This window comes from Sorangium sp. So ce295 (genome assembly GCF_051527405.1).
GTDB lineage: Bacteria > Myxococcota_A > Polyangia > Polyangiales > Polyangiaceae > Sorangium > Sorangium cellulosum_B.
In genome coordinates, this window is record NZ_CP150324.1 from 10,246,520 (window position 1) to 10,261,952 (window position 15,433).

Below are 15,433 nucleotides of genomic sequence, written 5' to 3' on the forward strand. Positions count from 1 at the left end.
CCGGTCGGTTCCGGCCCAACCCCGGTCGGTTCCGGCCAACCCAACCCCGGTCGCCTGCGGCCTCAACCTCGGTCGGTTGCGGCCAACCACCCCAACCCCGGTCGGTTCCGGCCACCCAACCTCGGTCGGTTCCGGCCACCCCAACCTCGGTCGGTTCCGGCCACCCCAACCTCGGTCGGTTCGAGACGGCCGCCGGCGGGCGGCACGCGGCCTGCAACACAGGGCCCTCACCAAGGAGAGAGCCCGATGCCCCCCGACTCGATGCGCGGTCTTGCCTCGATCCTGAATACGCCCCCTGAGCCGGTGCCGCGCGTCCACCACGGCCCGATCCCCATCCGCGTGCTGCTCGCCGAAGACGACAGGGAGTTGCGGCTGCTCCTCGCCACCGCCCTCCGCCGCGACGGCTACGAGGTCCTGGAGGCGCATGACGCCAAGCACCTCCTCGAGCTGATGGGCGAAGCGCTCGTCTCCGGGAACGGCGCCCCGGTCGATGTCGTGGTGAGCGACATCCGGATGCCAGGCGCGAGCGGGCTCGATCTGCTGGCCGGGCTGCGCCGCGACGACTGGACGACGCCCGTGGTCCTCATCACCGCGTTCGGCGACCCGGAGACGCACGCGGAGGCCTACCGCCTGGGCGCCGACGCGGTGCTCGACAAGCCGCTCGACGTGGACGATCTGCGGCTCGTGGTCCAGACCCTCGTCTCGATGCGCGGCTGACGCACCACGCCGCTGGAGAGCATCTCGCGATCACGGACATCACGAGATGGCGCGTAGGTGGACCCCTATCGACGAGCGGCTGGCCTACACACGCCCCTTGTCGGGAGCGCGCCAGTTGACCGTTGGATAGGCTTTCAACCTCGTCGTGGAGCAGATCCGCGCGATCGTGAGTCGCCCGGCGCCGCCTCACCCCGCCTCGATCGGCAGCCGGCGCGGCTCCCCCGCGCGCTGCGCCTTCAGCCGCGCCCGCCGCATCTTGTGCCACGCGAGGATCCCCGCGTCCGCGCGCACGAAGCGGCACGCGTCGAGATCCGCGTCGCGCGGCTCCGAGGACGCGAGCATCCGCTCGTCGCCCGGCTGGATCAGCCAGAACTCCGCCCGCAACCCGAGCCACGCGAGCAGCCGCCCGATCACCGGGATCGGCATGTAGTACCGCCCCACGATCGCCGTCCGCTCCGCGTCGATCGGCGCGCACCCCGCCACGCCCACCACGCGCTTCCCGAACGAGAGGCGCAGCACGCCCGGGAAGCGCACCTCCATCTCGAACCTCCACCCCCGACAGCCGTCCCAGGGCTCCCCGTCGTCGTGACGCAGCACCGCCTCGGCATGGATGACGTCGCCCTCCACGCGGACCTCGCAAGGGTCGAGCATCGCGCCGACGCCGGGGAACCAGGGGCGGTGCGCGAACGGCAGGTGGTGGAAGTCGAGCATGCCCTCCATCGCGCGCGCGAACGGCACGTCCCAGTCCATCGACGCCGTGTGGGCGTGCCGCTCGTCCGGCGGCAGGCCGTCGAACCAGGGCACCGGCGGCAGCTCGGCCGGCCGCTCGCCCCAGAAGAGCCACACGAAGCCCCGGTGCTCCCGCGCCTCGTACCGGGTCAGCGCGAGCGCATCCCCCGCGCCGCGCGCGATCGCGCCGCGCCCCTCGCACGGGATCGCGACGCAGCGCCCGTCGGAGGCGAACCGGAAGCCGTGGTACGGGCACTCGATCGCCCCGTCCACGACCCGCCCCAGGCCGAGGTCCGCGCCGCGGTGCGGGCAGCGCGCCCGCGCCGCGACCAGGGCGCCGCGCTCGTCCCTGAACAGCACGAGCCGCGTCCCGAAGCGCTCGACGGCGACCGGCCGCTTGCCCACGCAGGCCGCGTCCGCGATGATGTACCAGGCGCCCTCGACGAACGCGCCGCGCCCTTCCTCGATGCCGTGCTTTCGCATGATGCTCCTCCGATCGCCCGGAAGCCTGGGGCCGGCCCGGCCGGGGAGCAGTGACAGCGCGCGCCACAAGGGCTGACATGCGGCGCCAGGCCCCGCGGGCGCCCGCACCGACGATCTGGGCCCGCACCGCCGCGCAGCTCGCGGACCACGCCGCGGAGCGCGGGGCGGATCGGCGGGCGCTGCTCGAGGCCGCGGGGCTCGCCGGCGCGGCGCTCGCCGATCCGGACGCCCGCGTGCCGCTCGCGGCGTTCTATGCGCTCATCGAGGCGGCCGCGGCGGCGACCGCCGATCCGCACCTCGGCCTCGACTTCGCGGCGCGCTTCGAGCCGGAGCACTTCGACGCGCTCGGCTTCCTGGCCATGAGCAGCCCGACGCTCGGAGAGTCGTTCCGCCGGATGCTCCGCTACCAGCAGATCTGGAACGAGGGCGAGCGCTACACGCTGGAGATCCGCGGGCGCCGCGCGCACCTCGGGTTCGTGCCCTTCGGGCCCGACCGGCCGGCCCACGGCCAGCTCGCGGAGATGTTCGCGTTCGACGCGCTCGTGAACGCCGGGCGCATGTGCGGCGCGCCGCTCCAGGCGCTCGCGGTGCGCTTTCGCCACGCGCCGGCGGGAGATCCGGAGGAGAAGGCGCGGCGGCTCGGCTCGCCGGTGCTGTTCGGGGCGCCGGCGACCGAGCTGGTCCTGCCGGTCGAAGAGCTCGCTCGTCCGCTGCCGCACGCGAACGAGGCGCTCGCCGCGTTCCTCGAGCGCCACATGAGCGCCGCTGCGGCGCGCCTGCCGGGCGCGGCGCCGCCCGCGCTGTCCGACCGCGTGCGCGCGCTCCTCGGCGAGCGGCTGCGCGAGGGAGCCGACCTGGGCGCGCTCGCGGCGCGCCTGCGGATGAGCCCGCGCACGCTCCAGCGCCGCCTCGGCAACGAGGGGACGTCGGTCCACGCCCTGCTCGACGAGGTCCGGCGCGGCCGCGCTGCGGCGCTCCTCGACGCGGACATGGCGATCGGCGAGGTGGCGTATCTGCTCGGCTATTCCGAGCCGAGCGCGTTCCACCGGGCGTTCCGGCGCTGGACCGGCGTGACGCCGGAGGCGTTCCGCGCCCGGACCAGGGGCGCTGAGCCGCGGTGAGCGGCTGGCCCGGCCGCGGCCCGCGCCGCCGCCGGGCGAGCGCTCACTGGCCCGCCGGGGCGATCTCGAGCTTGGCCATCACGTTGGCGCTGGCCGTGAGGCTCGACTCGAGGTTCTCGACCGCCTGCGTGATCGCATTGGTGGCCGGGATGATGCACGCGCCCGCCTTCACGCTGCCGGTGACCGCCCCCTCGAGGTTGCCCGCGGCCTGGACCACCGCCTCGGCGTTGGCGAGGAGCAGCTGGCCGCGCGCATGAGCGACGACAAGGAGCCGCGGCAGGTTCGTCTGGAGCGTCGCGAGCACCGCCTCGGCCCCTGCTGCGCCCGCGATGCTGACCGCGGGTTCCTTGCAGCTCGCCCTCGCGCTCGCGCTCGCCTCGCAGGAGCCGCTGCACTCCGCGCTCCCCTGGCACTCGGCGCTCGGCGGCTTGAGCTCGGCCTTGCACCGCGGCGCCTTGAACTGGACGTCGCACGAGCCCGAGCAATCAGCGTTGCACTCCACCGCCGCGTCGGCCGCGATCTCGCACGTGCCGCGGCACTGGCCCGTGCAGGTGCCGTCGCACTGCCCGCGGCAGTCGCCGCCGGCGGTCGTCGCGGCGCACTCGCCGTCGCACGTGCCCTCGCAGGAGCCATGGCACGTACCCTCGCAGTTGACGGACAGGTTGGCCGACCCCTCGCACGAGCCGCTGCACTGCCCCTCGCACCGCCCCGTGAGCTGGCCCGGATCGCAGCGCGCGATGACCTCCGCGGGGGTGAGCTGGCACTCGACGTTGGCGCTGCACCGCGCCTCGCAGTTCGCCTGCACGCTCGCATCGACGGTGCAGACCGGCGGCTGGAACGAGATGGACAGATCGGCCGTCGCGTCCCCGAGCGCGTCGATCGCGAGCTCGCACCACGCCGTCGCCCGCTCGCTCGGCTTCGTCGCCGTGATCGTCGAGGGGTCCGCGCCGAGATCCAGCGCGATCGCCTGACAGGCGTTGCTCACGTCGGCCACCATCGCGCCCGCGGCGCCCGTGAAGTCCGACACGGACTGCATGAAGGCACCATAATTGAGCTCTGCTTCGCCCTCGAGACCCCATTCCACCGTGGCGAGATCGGCGCCCGGCGTGAAGTCGCGACAGCAGACGTCATTCTGCAGCTCCGAGACCTTGTCACACCCCATCGCCGGGAAGACGGAGAGCCCCGCCAGCGCCAGCGGGAATGTCGCGATTCGCCACGTCACACGGATATTCATCGGGAAACTCCTTGGTTCTTTGTCGGGCGCGCCGCTGGTACCAGGCTGCCACGGAGAACGGTGAAACCCCATGAGGGAGCACGCTCGCCTCCGAGCTCGGACTGCAGCCGCCTCCGAAGCAGGGCGACAATAGCTCATAGATCGACCCACATGACAAGGCCCATGCTGCGGAATTGTTGCTCGTCTCGACGTCACCCTAGGGCGAAGCCCGTCAGCACGGGAGCCATCCACGACGAGATCTGTTGATGTTCATGTCGACGGCAGACGTTGGAAGAACGCCTGGACGCGGCCGTCCAGGGAGGGCTTAGGGGGAGAGCTGAGGAGAGGGCTGAGGGGAGAGCTGAGGGCGCGCCATGACACGGCACGTCGTGGGTTCAACCAGCCTTCATCGAATCGCCGTTGCAGAGCTCGGCCGAGCCGTAGGACAATGGCCCCGTGATGACGCTCGGCCCACGGCTCCCCCGGTTCGTGCAGATCTCTCTCCTGCTCGCCCTGACGGCCGGTTGCGGCGCCTCGTCCGACGACGAGAGCCCGACGAGCGGCCAGGCCGCCGGCGAGCCGCCGAGGATGACCGGGATGACGGCGGCCCACAATGCCGCGCGCGCCGCCGTCGACCCGCCCGCCGATCAGCCGGTGCCCCCTCTCGTGTGGTCGCCCGAGATCGCCGCGGTGGCTCAGGCCTATGCCGCCCAGTGCACGTTCGGCCATAGCGCGAGCGATTATGGAGAAAACATCTTCGCGTCGACCGGCTCGTCACCCACACCGGAGGATGTTGTGGCCTCGTGGGTCGACGAGGCGGCCAACTACGACCTTGCGAGCAATGCCTGCAGCTCCACCTGCGGCCATTACACTCAGGTGGTATGGGCCGACTCCCTGCGGCTCGGCTGCGGGGTCGCCGATTGCACGACCGGCTCGCCGTTCGGCGGTGGCACCTGGCAGATCTGGGTGTGCAACTACGATCCTCCCGGCAATTTCGTCGGAGAGCGCCCCTACTGAGCCCGCGCGCGTCGTCGACGACGCGCGCGCGCCGTCCTCGTCTCCTCCCCGCCCCTCGCCGGCTCTGGTATCGCAGCGGCGATGGACTTCGGGTGGAACCCTTCCCAGCGCGCCGTCCACGACCGCATGCGCGCCCTCGGCGCCGAGGCCGACGCCGCGGCCCCGGACGATCGCATGCGCGTCCTCGCCCGGGGCGGCGCCCTCGGCCTGCCGATCGCCCGCGATCTCGGCGGCGAGGGCCTCGACCTCGTCACGACGGCGCTCGCCTACGAGGGCCTCGGCGCGACGCTGCGCGACGGCGGCGTCCTGCTCGCCGCGGGGGCGCACCTCTTCGGCGTGGCGCTCCTGCTCGCGCGGGTGGGCACGCCCGCCCAGCAGCGCGCGTGGCTGCCGCGGATGGCGAGCGGCGCGAGCATGGCGACGGTCGCCGCGACCGAGGCCGGCGCGGGCTCGGACGTCGCGTCGGTGCAAGCAAGGGCCGACCGCACGGACGCCGGCTACCGGCTCACCGGCGACAAGCGGTACGTGACCTGGGCCGACCGGGCCGACGTGTACCTCGCGATCGCGCGCGACGGCAGCGGCGGCGCCGGAGGGACCCCGGCGCGCGGCCTCACCGCGCTGCTCGTCCCCCGCGCCGCGGGCGAGGGCGCCGCGCGCATCCTCCCCGGCGCGCCGCTCGCGACCGCGGGCCTCCGGAGCGCGCGGCTCGCGCCCGTCTCGTTCGCCGGCTGCGAGGTCGGCCATGACGCGCTCCTCGGCCGCGCCGGCGCCGGCCTTGCCGTCTTCCAGATCGCGATGACCTTCGAGCGCGCGCTCATCCTCGCCTTCCGCCTCGGCGCCATGGAGCGCGCCCTCGGCGAGGCCGTCCGTTTCGCCCGCGAGCGCGAGATCGGCGGCCAGGCGATCGCCCGCCACCAGGCCGTCGCGCACCGCCTCGCGCAGATGAAGCTGCGGCTGGAGACGTCGCGGCTGCTCATCTACCGCGCCGCGTGGGCGCTGGACCAGGGCGAGCGCGGCCAGGCCGAGGCCGCGCTCGCGAAGTGGCACACGGCGGACTCGGCCGTCGCGTCCGCGCTCGACGACCTCCGGCTCCGCGGCGGCGCTGGCTACCTCGAGGAGAGCGGCCTCCCCTCCGCCATCGATGACGCCCTGGGCGGCAGCATCCATTCGGGGACGTCCGACGTGCTCGCAACGATCGTCGCGCGGTGGCTGGGCGTCTAGCCGCTCGCCCGACGACGAACTACTGGCCAACCCTCGCCGGCGCCTTTACCAAGGTAGGGCTGCGCGGGCCGGCCGAGGGTCGCCGGCCCGCGCCCGTCCGCCGGCCCTTCAAGCCCAACCAGGAACGATATGACCGAAGCGACCGACAATCCCCTGCTCACTCTCGGCTTCGAGATCCCGTTCGATCGCATCCGGAGCGAGCACGTGGAGCCCGCGGTGCGCGCGCTGCTCCAGGACGCCCGCGCCCGGCTCGACGCGCTCGTCGCGGCGCCCGGCCCCCGCACTTACGACAACACCCTCGCCGCGCTCGAGGCCGTCACCGAGCGGCTCGACCGCGCCATGAACGTCGTCTCCCACCTCGAATCGACGTCCACCACCCCCGCGCTGCGCGCCGCGTACAACGCCGTCCAGCCGGAGGTCAGCGAGTTCCTGAGCGGCATCGCCCTCAACGAGGGCGTCTACGGCGCGCTCAAGGCGTACGCGGCCACGCCCGAGGCCGCGGCGCTGACGAGCCCGCGGCACCGCTTCCTGAAGAAGACCCTCGACGATTTCCGGAGGAGCGGCGCCGAGCTCGACCCGGCCGGCAAGAAGCGCCTCTCCGAGATCGACGTCGAGCTCGCCACGCTGACCCTGCGCTTCTCCCAGAACGTGCTCGACGCGACGAACGCCTTCGAGTTCGTGGTCGAGGACGCCGCCCGCCTCGCCGGCCTGCCGCCGAGCGCGGTCGAGGCGGCCCGTCAGGGCGCGAAGGACAGGGGCATCGAGGGGTACCGCTTCACGCTGCAGGCGCCGAGCTACATCCCCGTGCTCACGCACCTCGACGACGGCTCCATCCGCGAGCGCTTCTACCGCGCCTTCAACACGCGGGCGACCGAGGGCGACCACGACAACCGGCCGCTCATCCGCCGCATCCTCGAGCTCCGCGGCGAGAAGGCGAGGCTGCTCGGCTACGCGAGCTTCGCCGATCTCGTGCTCGAGGACCGGATGGCGAAGACGGGCGCCGCGGCGCGGCGCTTCGTCGACACGCTGCGGGCGCGCACCGAGCCGGTCTTCGCCCGCGAGAAGGAGGAGCTCGCCGCCTTCCGCCGCGAGATCGAGGGCCCGGACGCGCCGCCGCTCGCGCCGTGGGACGTCGCCTACTACGCCGAGAAGCTCCGCCGCGCCCGCTACGATTTCGACGACGAGGCGCTCCGCCCGTATTTCCCGCTGGATCGCGTCGTCTCCGGCCTGTTCGAGATCGCCCACCGCCTTTACGGCGTGCGCATCGCGCCCTGGCAGTCCGCCCCCACGTGGCACCCGAGCGTCCGCGCCTATCAGCTCGTCGAGCCGGACGGCGCCCAGAGCGCCGCTTTCTACCTCGACTTCGTGCCACGCGAGCAGAAGCGCGACGGCGCCTGGATGCACGGGCTCGTCACGGGCGCGCCGAGCGAGAATGGGCGCGCGGCCGGCGAGGACGCGCGCCACCTCGAGGTCCTCGCGGGCAGCTTCACCCCGCCGGTCGGCGGCCGCCCCGCGCTGCTCAACCACCGCGAGGTCGAGACGCTGTTCCACGAGTTCGGCCACATGATGCACCACGCCTCGAGCCGGGTGCCGATCCGGAGCCTCGCCGGCACCAACGTCGCCTGGGACTTCGTCGAGCTCCCCTCGCAGATCATGGAGAACTGGTGCTGGGAGCGGGACGCGCTCGACCTCTTCGCGCGCCACCACGAGACGGGCGTGCCGGTCCCGGACGACCTGCTCCAGCGGATGCGCGCGGCCCGCACGTTCCGCGCCGGCGCTGCGACGATGCGGCAGCTCGGCTTCGCCGAGATCGACCTCGCGCTCCACATGGACTGGACCGGAGAGCAGGGCGATGTCGTCGAGTTCGCGCGCGAGGTCCTCGGGCGTTACTCGCCTGTCCCGCTGCCCGAGGGCTACGCCATGATCGCCGGCTTCTCGCACCTCTTCTCGAGCCCGGTGGGCTACGCAGCGGGCTATTACTCGTACAAATGGGCCGAGGTGCTGGACGCCGACGCCTTCTCCCGCTTCCAGGAAGAGGGCCTGTTCAGCCGGAAGGTGGGCGACGCGTTCCGGAGCCAGATCCTCGCGCTCGGCGACACGCAGGACCCGATGGATCTCTACAGGAGCTTCCGCGGCCGCGAGCCCACCCTCGACGCCCTGCTCCAGCGCAGCGGACTCGCCTGAGCCTCCGGGGCGGCCCGGCGCCTCATCCATCACGGCTACACCCCAGACTCCCTCTCTGGCCATGTGACCGAACGGCGCTTTCGTGAGGCGTTGAGCAGGCTCGTTCGGTCACGCTCAGGGCGCGAAGCTTGGTTAGGGCCTACTCCCCATCCACCTCCGTGGGCGCGAGGAGGCCGTGTTCTTCGCGCGGCGCGGGGAGGGCCGATATCTGAGCCCAAATGACAAAGCTCCTCCGGCGAAGCCGGAGGAGCTTTGTCTCAGGTGAGTCCGGCGGGGTCCCCGCGCCGCGCGAAGAACACGGTCTCCTCGCGCCGGGCCCCCGTGGGATCACTGTATCTTGAAGTTGCAGGCCGACAGCGTGGCCGTTCCGATCGTCTGCGTCATCGCCCAGTTCGCGAGCGAAGCGACGCTGGCCTGCTCGGACCTGAACGCGTAGTTGCTCGCGAGCTGCACCTCGGTGCCGTTCTTCGGCCGGATGTACACCGAGTACCGCTTCGCCGCCACGTCGACCACCATCCGGACGGTATAGGTCGTCCCGCCGGTGTACGGGAACACCCGGAGCGCCTGGTACCTCGAGGCGTTCCGGACGCGGACATTGCCTTCCTCGTCGAAGATGACGATCGCGGCGAGCTGGGTCCACTGGCTCGCGGAGCCGCTCGAGAGGCCGACCACAGCGTCGATCTTCGACGCGCTCGGCGTCACGTCCCAGGTCGCCGTGAAGGTGCCCCGCTGGGTCGAAGGCAGCTGCGAATTGAACCACTTGCCCGCGTTGACGACCGAGCACACCGGCGCCGTCGGCGTGGGCGTGGTCGGCGTGGGCGTCGGCGTGGTCGGCGTGGGCGTCGGTGTCGTCGGCGTGGGCGTCGGCGTCGTGGTCGTCGTCCCGAACTCGAACGCGCCGATGTCGACCGCGCCCACGGCCGTCCGCCGCTGCGCGGAGCCGACGGCCGCGACCGCCGCCTTCGGCGGGTGGTACAGCGGCATCGCGAGCGGCGACGGGAACGTGCGCCCCGAGATCCCCGTCGTCGAGCTGACACCCGCGTTCCGCAGCGCGCTCGTCGAGAGCAGCGTCACGTCGCGGTTGCCGATGCTCGTGAAGCCAGGATCACTCACGATCAGCGTCCCCGTGAAGCCGGAAGGCACCGTCGTGCCCGTGGGCACGGCGTTGTTGACACCCTTGATGAGCGGGCTGCCGGTCGTCCAGCTCGCGTCGTCACGGAAGACCTGAACGCTCCCGCCCCCGACGCGATGGAAGATGTTGTTGTGCAGCTCGATGCTCTCGATGCCATCGAACAGGTGAATCGCCGCGCTCGACCCCGCCATCAGCAGGAACGTGTTGTTCACGAACCGATACCGCCCGTTGGTGTCGCCCGTGCCGTCGCCGCCGACGCGGATCACGTACTGCGTGTGCGTCTTGCGGAAGACGTTGCCGACCACATCGGAGTCCTCCCGCGCGAGCCCCGGATCCTGCCCGTCGGGGCCGATGAGCTCGAGGTCCTTGTAGAGCCCGCCCTCGATCCAGTTGTAATAGATCTCGTTCCGCTCCGCGCGGGTCTTCACCGCGTTGCCGCCGATTGCATCGTGGACATAGCTGTGCTGCATCCGGAACACGGAGCCCGGGTAGGCGGACTCATCCGTCGCGATGTAGATCGGGTGCTTCTGCGTACCGTTACCGCAGTTATAGACCTCCACGTATTCCACCAACAGCGAACCCGAATCGCTGTCGGCGCCCAGGATCCCGTGCGCTGGGCAATCGTGGATCACGGAGTCACGGATCGTGACATCGTGCCCGTGCTGGAAGATGCACCTCGAGGTGCCGCCCGTCACATCGAACCCCTCGAAGACGATGTGGTTCGCGTTGATCTCGATCGTGTTGGTGCCGCCCTTCAGGACGGGGCGCTTCCCGCCGACGCGCACGCCGCGGATCGTGATCTTCGAGGTGGGCGTGCCCCATTTCGTGAGCCTGATGTTGCCCGAATACGTGGCGTTGCCGTCGACCTCCACCACGTCGCCCGCCTGCAGTCTGCTGGCTACCTCACCGATGGTCTTGTAGGTGCGCGTGGGACCGACTTGATAGGTCGTGCCGGCCGCCTGCTCCTCCGCGTCCAGCTCCTCTGCAGTCACGTCCTCGTCGAGCGGCGCGCAGCCGAAGCCGACGATCGACATCGCCACGAGCGAGGCGATGAACTTACCGGCGGCAAACGACCGCGACCCAAAGCCTTGAGAAATTGAATGCATGGCTTTTTCTCCCCCGGCGTCGTCGAACCCCTGTGGTGAACAGGACCGTAACGGGCGAAAGCATCAGGGGGCAGAAGAGGAGCCTCCCGCTGCGTGCCTTCGCGCCGCGAACCATCGGTGCAGACCATTCAGCACCAGAGGGGCGGATACCGGCGCTCTCGTGAAACAACTTATTCCCGGATTAACACGACGGGTCAAGACGAAATGCTTTCGAAAACGAAACGAACACCCAATTAGGTCGCACACCTCGGCCGCTTTTCACATCACTGTTGCAAATTTTCGATGCAGAACTGCAATGCGCAGTCCGTCCGCTGATGTAAGGAAGGTATAGAGAAGTGGTCGCTCGCTCGCTTGAATGCAGACGAAATCCCCCGAAAATGTGGGCAAACCTTCAATGCGACAGGGTTCTCCATGTCGGTCAACGACCTTCACCTACCTTACCCCCGCATTCGCTATCTCAGCCGCGGCGCCTGTGACCCGAGGGAGGTCGCGCGCTTCCTCGGCGACACCGCTGCACCGCAAGCAAGAAAACAGCTCACGGCCCTGCTCGATCGCCTGGCGGAGCATTCGCTATGCGCGTCGCGGCTGGCCTGCCGCGGTCGGCGCGCGACACGGGCTCGCGGGAGATCGTGGAGAAGGACGACGGGCCGGCGTTCGACGGGGAGATCGGCGGCGTCCGCGCGGCGTCGCGCTGCTCGCCGCGCGGGGGAGATCGGCGGGAATCGGCGGGCGCGCGAGCGGTCAGCGCCTCCCCTTGAAGCCCATCATCTGCTGCACCACCGCCTCGCTCTCCTCGGCGATCGCGCCCTCCTGCGCCGCGCGGTCGGCGCAGTCCTCACAGACCTTCTTCTTCTTGGTTCCGACCTTGATCGTCTTGAGCTCGTCGACCTCGTTATCGCATTCCCGGCACGTGGGCATCGCCACACCTTCCTTTCGCCGGGCCAGCATATCGCACCGATCCCGCGCGCGCCGAGATCGCGCCCCGGCGCCGCGAGCGGACCGCGCCGAGATCGCGCCCCGGCGCCGCGAGCAGACCGCGCGGCTCGCCCGCCCGATGTTTGGCCCGGACGAGCCCCGCGACCTAGGCTCGCCGCGTCACGAGGACACCAAGGAGGCTCGCATGGATCGGAGGCAGGGCGCGCGCGCGCAGGTCGACTTCCCCGTCTCGGCGCTCGTCGATGGCCACCGGCACCGGTGTCGCGCGATCGATCTCTCCCCCACGGGGATGGTCGTCGAGCGCGCGCCCGCGCTGGCAGGCCGGGCGCTGCCCGCCGTGACCCCGTTCGAGCTCGACCTCGGGGTCGGGCGCCCCATCCGGCTGCGCGCCCGCCCGGTCTGGGACCGCGACAACCTGCTCGCCGTCCGCTTCGTGGTCATGAGCGACGCCGACCGGCTCACCATCGCCGAGCACCTCGACCAGCGCGTCCACCACCGCTCCCCCCTCCATTAGAGCGACGGTCACCCGCTTCGGATACGGGCCCACCTCGACGTTTTCGGTGCTCAGCGCACCGGAGTGCGCTTGCGCGCCGAAAACGCCGATCTGGGCCCGTCTCCTGTGCGGGAGACCGCCGCTCTGCTGCGGCTCTGCTGCCGCCGTGCTCTGGATGGGGCAGAGGGGGGCGGAAACCGGTGGAGATGGGGCAGACGGGCGGGGGGAACGGCTTGAGACGGATGGGGGGGACGTCCTCGACATGATGCTCGCCTGCAAGGATGAAATCGCAGGATTGCAACGCGGGGAGGATGTGACCGGGACATCTATGCGAATTTTAAATCTATTTCCGTCTTCTCGCGGTGGCATGTGAGCTGCTAATTCACGGACGAGCGTTGCTGGTGCGGCCTCTCCCCCCCTAGGCCCCGGCGACGCTTTTTTTTGTCGCTCGCTGGAGCGACGAGCGGTGGGCCACGCGGCTACGTGCGGGGCTCTCGTCGCCGGCGGGCGGCGGAGATCGACGCCCGCGGAATGCTGGCGGCAGAGCGGCGAAGCTCGTCGAGCGCGTGCTCGGGCAGGCGCGGCGCGCGCGGCTCGGCGGCGCTTGGCTCGGGAGGGGCGGGCGCGCGGGCGCCCAGGTACGGCCAGAGACTCTCGCGGATGGGCGCCGGCAGGACGTTCTCCAGGTACTCGAGCGCAGTCCCGCGGAGGTGGGCGTCGTCGGCGTGGAGCGCCCTGTAGGCGATCTCGAGCGGCTCGCGCTCCAGGCAGAGCGAGAGGACGCGGAACACGTGCTCCAGGCTGCGGCTCGTCCGCTCGACGAGCAATCGCTCGGCCAGCGGCGCCTCGACCGGGGGCGCGACGTTGGGGGGCTGGGCGTCCCACACCCGGCGACCGATCGCGATCTCCCGCATCGCCGCCTCGATCACGTCGTCGTGCCGCAGGTGGATCGGCGCGCGCTGCTGGAGGAGCCGCGCGAGGGCGACGCCGCACTGAAAACGCACCTCGAAGCGCTCGTCGGCGAGGCCCAGGATCAGGCCGTCGGCGGCGCGCTGGGTGGGACAGGCCTGGAGCACCCGCGGAATGCGGCGCCGGAGGGCGACGCTCACGGACGGATCGAGGAGCGCGTCGGTGAGCTGGCCGGTCGCGCGGGGGGCGACGGCGCGGAGCGCCCGGATCGCCTCGGAGGTGAGCCCCTCGCGCTCGAGGAGCGGGAGGAGGTGCGGCACGAGCGCAGGGTCCGGCTCCCGGACGAGCGCCCGGCGGATCCGCTCGGGATCGCCGGAGCGCAGGTCGGCCGTGGCGGCAAGCACCGGATCGGACGCCAGCGCGGCCGACGCGGCGCGCGCGGACAGCGGCCCGTCGACGCCCCTGCGATCACCCGCCGGAGGCCGCAGCGAGTCCCCGGGGGCGGGGGCGGAGAGCGGTGAACGGCCGGAGAGCGGTGAACGGCCGGAGAGCGGCGGACCGGGGTGCGACGTGCGCTCGCCGTCGGCCGAGGCGCGCCCGGCGTGGTGCCGCGCCGCCGCGGCGTTCCGGAGCGCGGCGAGCTCGGCGCGGACCCTGTCGCGGCTGAGCGCGTCGACGGTGCCGCTCAGGGTGCGGCGGGTGGTCGCGTCGACGACGTTCGTCGGGTCGAGCGAGACGGCGCCGGAGCGCAGGCTGCCCTCGAGCGCGGCGACATAGCCCCGGTGCAGCCGAGGCGTGAAGAGCAACGTGACGCCCGCGGCCGCCGCGCCGAGGCCGAGCAGCAGCGGGAGCGACCCGCCCGGGGCGAGCACGAGCAGGGCCATCGCGAGGCCGCTGCCCGCCGCGGTGCCGATGCGGTCGAAGCCGACGTCGATGAGCGTCTTGATCGACCGCTTCTGGTCCGGGGGCAGGGGCGTATAGAGCAGCTCGTAGCCCGACCGGAACAGCGAGTTCCGGAGCACCGCCTCGGTCGCGCGGACAATGGAGGCGGCCCAGAGCCGCGGCGCGACCACGAGGGAGAGGGTGCTCGCGACGACCGCGGCCGGGAGGATGCCAATGGTGGCGGCGAGCCCGAGCCGGTCGAGCGAGAAGGTGGCGGCGAGCGACTGCACGAGGAACGAGAGCACGCTCACCGAGAGATGGAAGAGCGCGAAGAACGAGAGCAGCGCGTTGCGGTCGGTCATCGCGGCGGCCGCCTCGGCGCTGAGAGCCACGTCGAACAACGCGCCGCTCACGGCGCCGAGCCCGACGAGCAGGCCGAGGTCGCGCAGGTGGCTGTTGTCGCGCAACGCGGCGAGCCCCGACCCGCCGGCGCCAACGTCGGTGCGTGCCACCTCAACCTCGGTGCGGGCCGCGTCAACCTGGGTGCGGGCCGCCTCAACCTCGGTGCCCCCCGCCTCAACCTGGGTGCGGGCCGCCTCAACCTCGGTGCCCCCCACCTCAACCTCGGTGCGCCCCGCCTCAACCTCGGTGCGCCCCGCCTCAACCTCGGTGCGCCCCGCCCCGCCGGCGGCGCCGGCCGCGCGCGCGAGGCCGGCGCCCAGGTGGTGGGTGGCCCAGGCGGTGAGCGCGCTCACCGCGGAGAGGGCGAGGAGCATCGTCGGGGCGTCGATGAGGCGGCTGGCGCGCCAGGCGAACAGGCCGCCGATCACGCCGCCGACGGTCCCGCCGCCCGCGATCCGCCCGATGGAGTGGCGGGCGGTGTGGGGGTCGAAGCGCTCGTTGACGAGCGACCAGAAGGCGGATATGAGCGTCGCGCCGAAGACGGCGATGTGCAGGTAGAAGACGAGGGCGGCGGCGCCGGGCGCGCGCCGGGCGAGGTCCCACTCCAGGGCGAGCAGCACGGAGCTCGCAGCGAACGTGGCCGGGACGACGCGCGCGGGGGAGAGCTGGAGGAGCGCGCGCGAGAGCAGGACGACGGCGGCGAACGACAGGACCGCGCCGGCGGCCATGACCTTGGGGACGTCGGCCGCGCCGAAGCTGGCGAGGAAGAGGGCGTCCCGGGTCGCCCGGCCGGCGACCTGCTGGGCGATCATCGCGCCCGAGGCGATGGCCGCGAGGAGGACGGGCCTGTCGCTCGCGCTGTCCTCTCCCACCTGCGCCCTGGGCATC

Annotated in this window: 12 protein-coding genes; 7 read left to right on the forward strand and 5 right to left on the reverse strand. The window is 72.0% G+C overall.

Going from position 1 to position 15,433, the window contains the following annotated elements:
* Positions 1–246: 246 nt before the first annotated feature.
* The gene (locus WMF11_RS38870; RefSeq protein WP_437544773.1) at positions 247–717 is read left to right on the forward strand and encodes a response regulator; all 471 of its coding nucleotides are present in this window, start codon (positions 247–249) and stop codon (positions 715–717) included.
* A gap of 186 nt (positions 718–903) precedes the next feature.
* On the opposite strand, the gene WMF11_RS38875 is transcribed toward WMF11_RS38870, so the two are convergent.
* Positions 904–1,929: a Rieske 2Fe-2S domain-containing protein gene (locus WMF11_RS38875; protein WP_437974380.1), complete on the reverse strand. Its 1,026-nt coding sequence runs from the start codon at positions 1,927–1,929 to the stop codon at positions 904–906.
* 77 nt (positions 1,930–2,006) lie between these two features.
* Between WMF11_RS38875 and WMF11_RS38880 the strand changes: the two genes are divergently transcribed.
* Positions 2,007–3,050 (forward strand): AraC family transcriptional regulator ligand-binding domain-containing protein, encoded by a 1,044-nt coding sequence (locus tag WMF11_RS38880; RefSeq protein WP_437974381.1) that lies wholly within the window; start codon positions 2,007–2,009, stop codon positions 3,048–3,050.
* A gap of 43 nt (positions 3,051–3,093) precedes the next feature.
* Here the strand turns inward: WMF11_RS38880 and WMF11_RS38885 are convergent, their stop codons facing one another.
* Positions 3,094–4,284: a hypothetical protein gene (locus tag WMF11_RS38885; protein ID WP_437974382.1), complete on the reverse strand. Its 1,191-nt coding sequence runs from the start codon at positions 4,282–4,284 to the stop codon at positions 3,094–3,096.
* A 438-nt stretch (positions 4,285–4,722) separates the two neighbouring features.
* Between WMF11_RS38885 and WMF11_RS38890 the strand changes: the two genes are divergently transcribed.
* From WMF11_RS38890 to WMF11_RS38900, 3 genes are all read left to right on the forward strand, one after another.
* Positions 4,723–5,280, forward strand: coding sequence for a CAP domain-containing protein (locus tag WMF11_RS38890; protein WP_437979379.1), 558 nt, complete (start codon positions 4,723–4,725; stop codon positions 5,278–5,280).
* A gap of 81 nt (positions 5,281–5,361) precedes the next feature.
* Positions 5,362–6,501, forward strand: a complete 1,140-nt coding sequence (locus WMF11_RS38895; protein WP_437974383.1) for an acyl-CoA dehydrogenase family protein — start codon at positions 5,362–5,364, stop codon at positions 6,499–6,501.
* A gap of 129 nt (positions 6,502–6,630) precedes the next feature.
* A complete protein-coding gene (locus tag WMF11_RS38900; protein WP_437974384.1) occupies positions 6,631–8,685 on the forward strand; it encodes a M3 family metallopeptidase in 2,055 nt (684 codons plus the stop codon).
* Between the two features lie 327 nt (positions 8,686–9,012).
* Here the strand turns inward: WMF11_RS38900 and WMF11_RS38905 are convergent, their stop codons facing one another.
* Positions 9,013–10,923 carry a hypothetical protein gene (locus tag WMF11_RS38905; RefSeq protein ID WP_437974385.1) on the reverse strand — a complete coding sequence of 637 codons (1,911 nt, stop codon included), beginning with the start codon at positions 10,921–10,923 and terminating at the stop codon, positions 9,013–9,015.
* Between the two features lie 572 nt (positions 10,924–11,495).
* On the opposite strand from WMF11_RS38905, the gene WMF11_RS38910 reads away from it, so the two are divergent.
* Positions 11,496–11,681, forward strand: coding sequence for a hypothetical protein (locus WMF11_RS38910; RefSeq protein WP_437974386.1), 186 nt, complete (start codon positions 11,496–11,498; stop codon positions 11,679–11,681).
* Here the strand turns inward: WMF11_RS38910 and WMF11_RS38915 are convergent.
* Positions 11,665–11,841, reverse strand: a complete 177-nt coding sequence (locus WMF11_RS38915) for a hypothetical protein (protein ID WP_437904191.1) — start codon at positions 11,839–11,841, stop codon at positions 11,665–11,667. The two genes, WMF11_RS38910 and WMF11_RS38915, sit on opposite strands and share 17 nt — an antisense overlap.
* A 202-nt stretch (positions 11,842–12,043) precedes the next feature.
* On the opposite strand from WMF11_RS38915, the gene WMF11_RS38920 reads away from it, so the two are divergent.
* Positions 12,044–12,373 (forward strand): PilZ domain-containing protein, encoded by a 330-nt coding sequence (locus WMF11_RS38920; protein WP_437544781.1) that lies wholly within the window; start codon positions 12,044–12,046, stop codon positions 12,371–12,373.
* A gap of 458 nt (positions 12,374–12,831) precedes the next feature.
* Here the strand turns inward: WMF11_RS38920 and WMF11_RS38925 are convergent, their stop codons facing one another.
* Positions 12,832–15,417, reverse strand: coding sequence for a hypothetical protein (locus tag WMF11_RS38925; protein WP_437974387.1), 2,586 nt, complete (start codon positions 15,415–15,417; stop codon positions 12,832–12,834).
* Between the last annotated feature and the right edge of the window lie 16 nt (positions 15,418–15,433).

What these genes read in the sequence shown, in the direction of transcription:
- WMF11_RS38900 (WP_437974384.1), top strand. Translation starts at nt 6,631, where the DNA reads ATGACCGAAGCGACCGACAATCCCCTGCTCACTCTCGGCTTCGAGATC.
- WMF11_RS38880 (WP_437974381.1), top strand. Translation starts at nt 2,007, where the DNA reads ATGCGGCGCCAGGCCCCGCGGGCGCCCGCACCGACGATCTGGGCCCGC.
- WMF11_RS38905 (WP_437974385.1), bottom strand. Translation starts at nt 10,923, where the DNA reads ATGCATTCAATTTCTCAAGGCTTTGGGTCGCGGTCGTTTGCCGCCGGT.
- WMF11_RS38890 (WP_437979379.1), top strand. Translation starts at nt 4,723, where the DNA reads ATGACGCTCGGCCCACGGCTCCCCCGGTTCGTGCAGATCTCTCTCCTG.
- WMF11_RS38870 (WP_437544773.1), top strand. Translation starts at nt 247, where the DNA reads ATGCCCCCCGACTCGATGCGCGGTCTTGCCTCGATCCTGAATACGCCC.
- WMF11_RS38915 (WP_437904191.1), bottom strand. Translation starts at nt 11,841, where the DNA reads ATGCCCACGTGCCGGGAATGCGATAACGAGGTCGACGAGCTCAAGACG.
- WMF11_RS38895 (WP_437974383.1), top strand. Translation starts at nt 5,362, where the DNA reads ATGGACTTCGGGTGGAACCCTTCCCAGCGCGCCGTCCACGACCGCATG.
- WMF11_RS38875 (WP_437974380.1), bottom strand. Translation starts at nt 1,929, where the DNA reads ATGCGAAAGCACGGCATCGAGGAAGGGCGCGGCGCGTTCGTCGAGGGC.
- WMF11_RS38920 (WP_437544781.1), top strand. Translation starts at nt 12,044, where the DNA reads ATGGATCGGAGGCAGGGCGCGCGCGCGCAGGTCGACTTCCCCGTCTCG.
- WMF11_RS38910 (WP_437974386.1), top strand. Translation starts at nt 11,496, where the DNA reads ATGCGCGTCGCGGCTGGCCTGCCGCGGTCGGCGCGCGACACGGGCTCG.
- WMF11_RS38885 (WP_437974382.1), bottom strand. Translation starts at nt 4,284, where the DNA reads ATGAATATCCGTGTGACGTGGCGAATCGCGACATTCCCGCTGGCGCTG.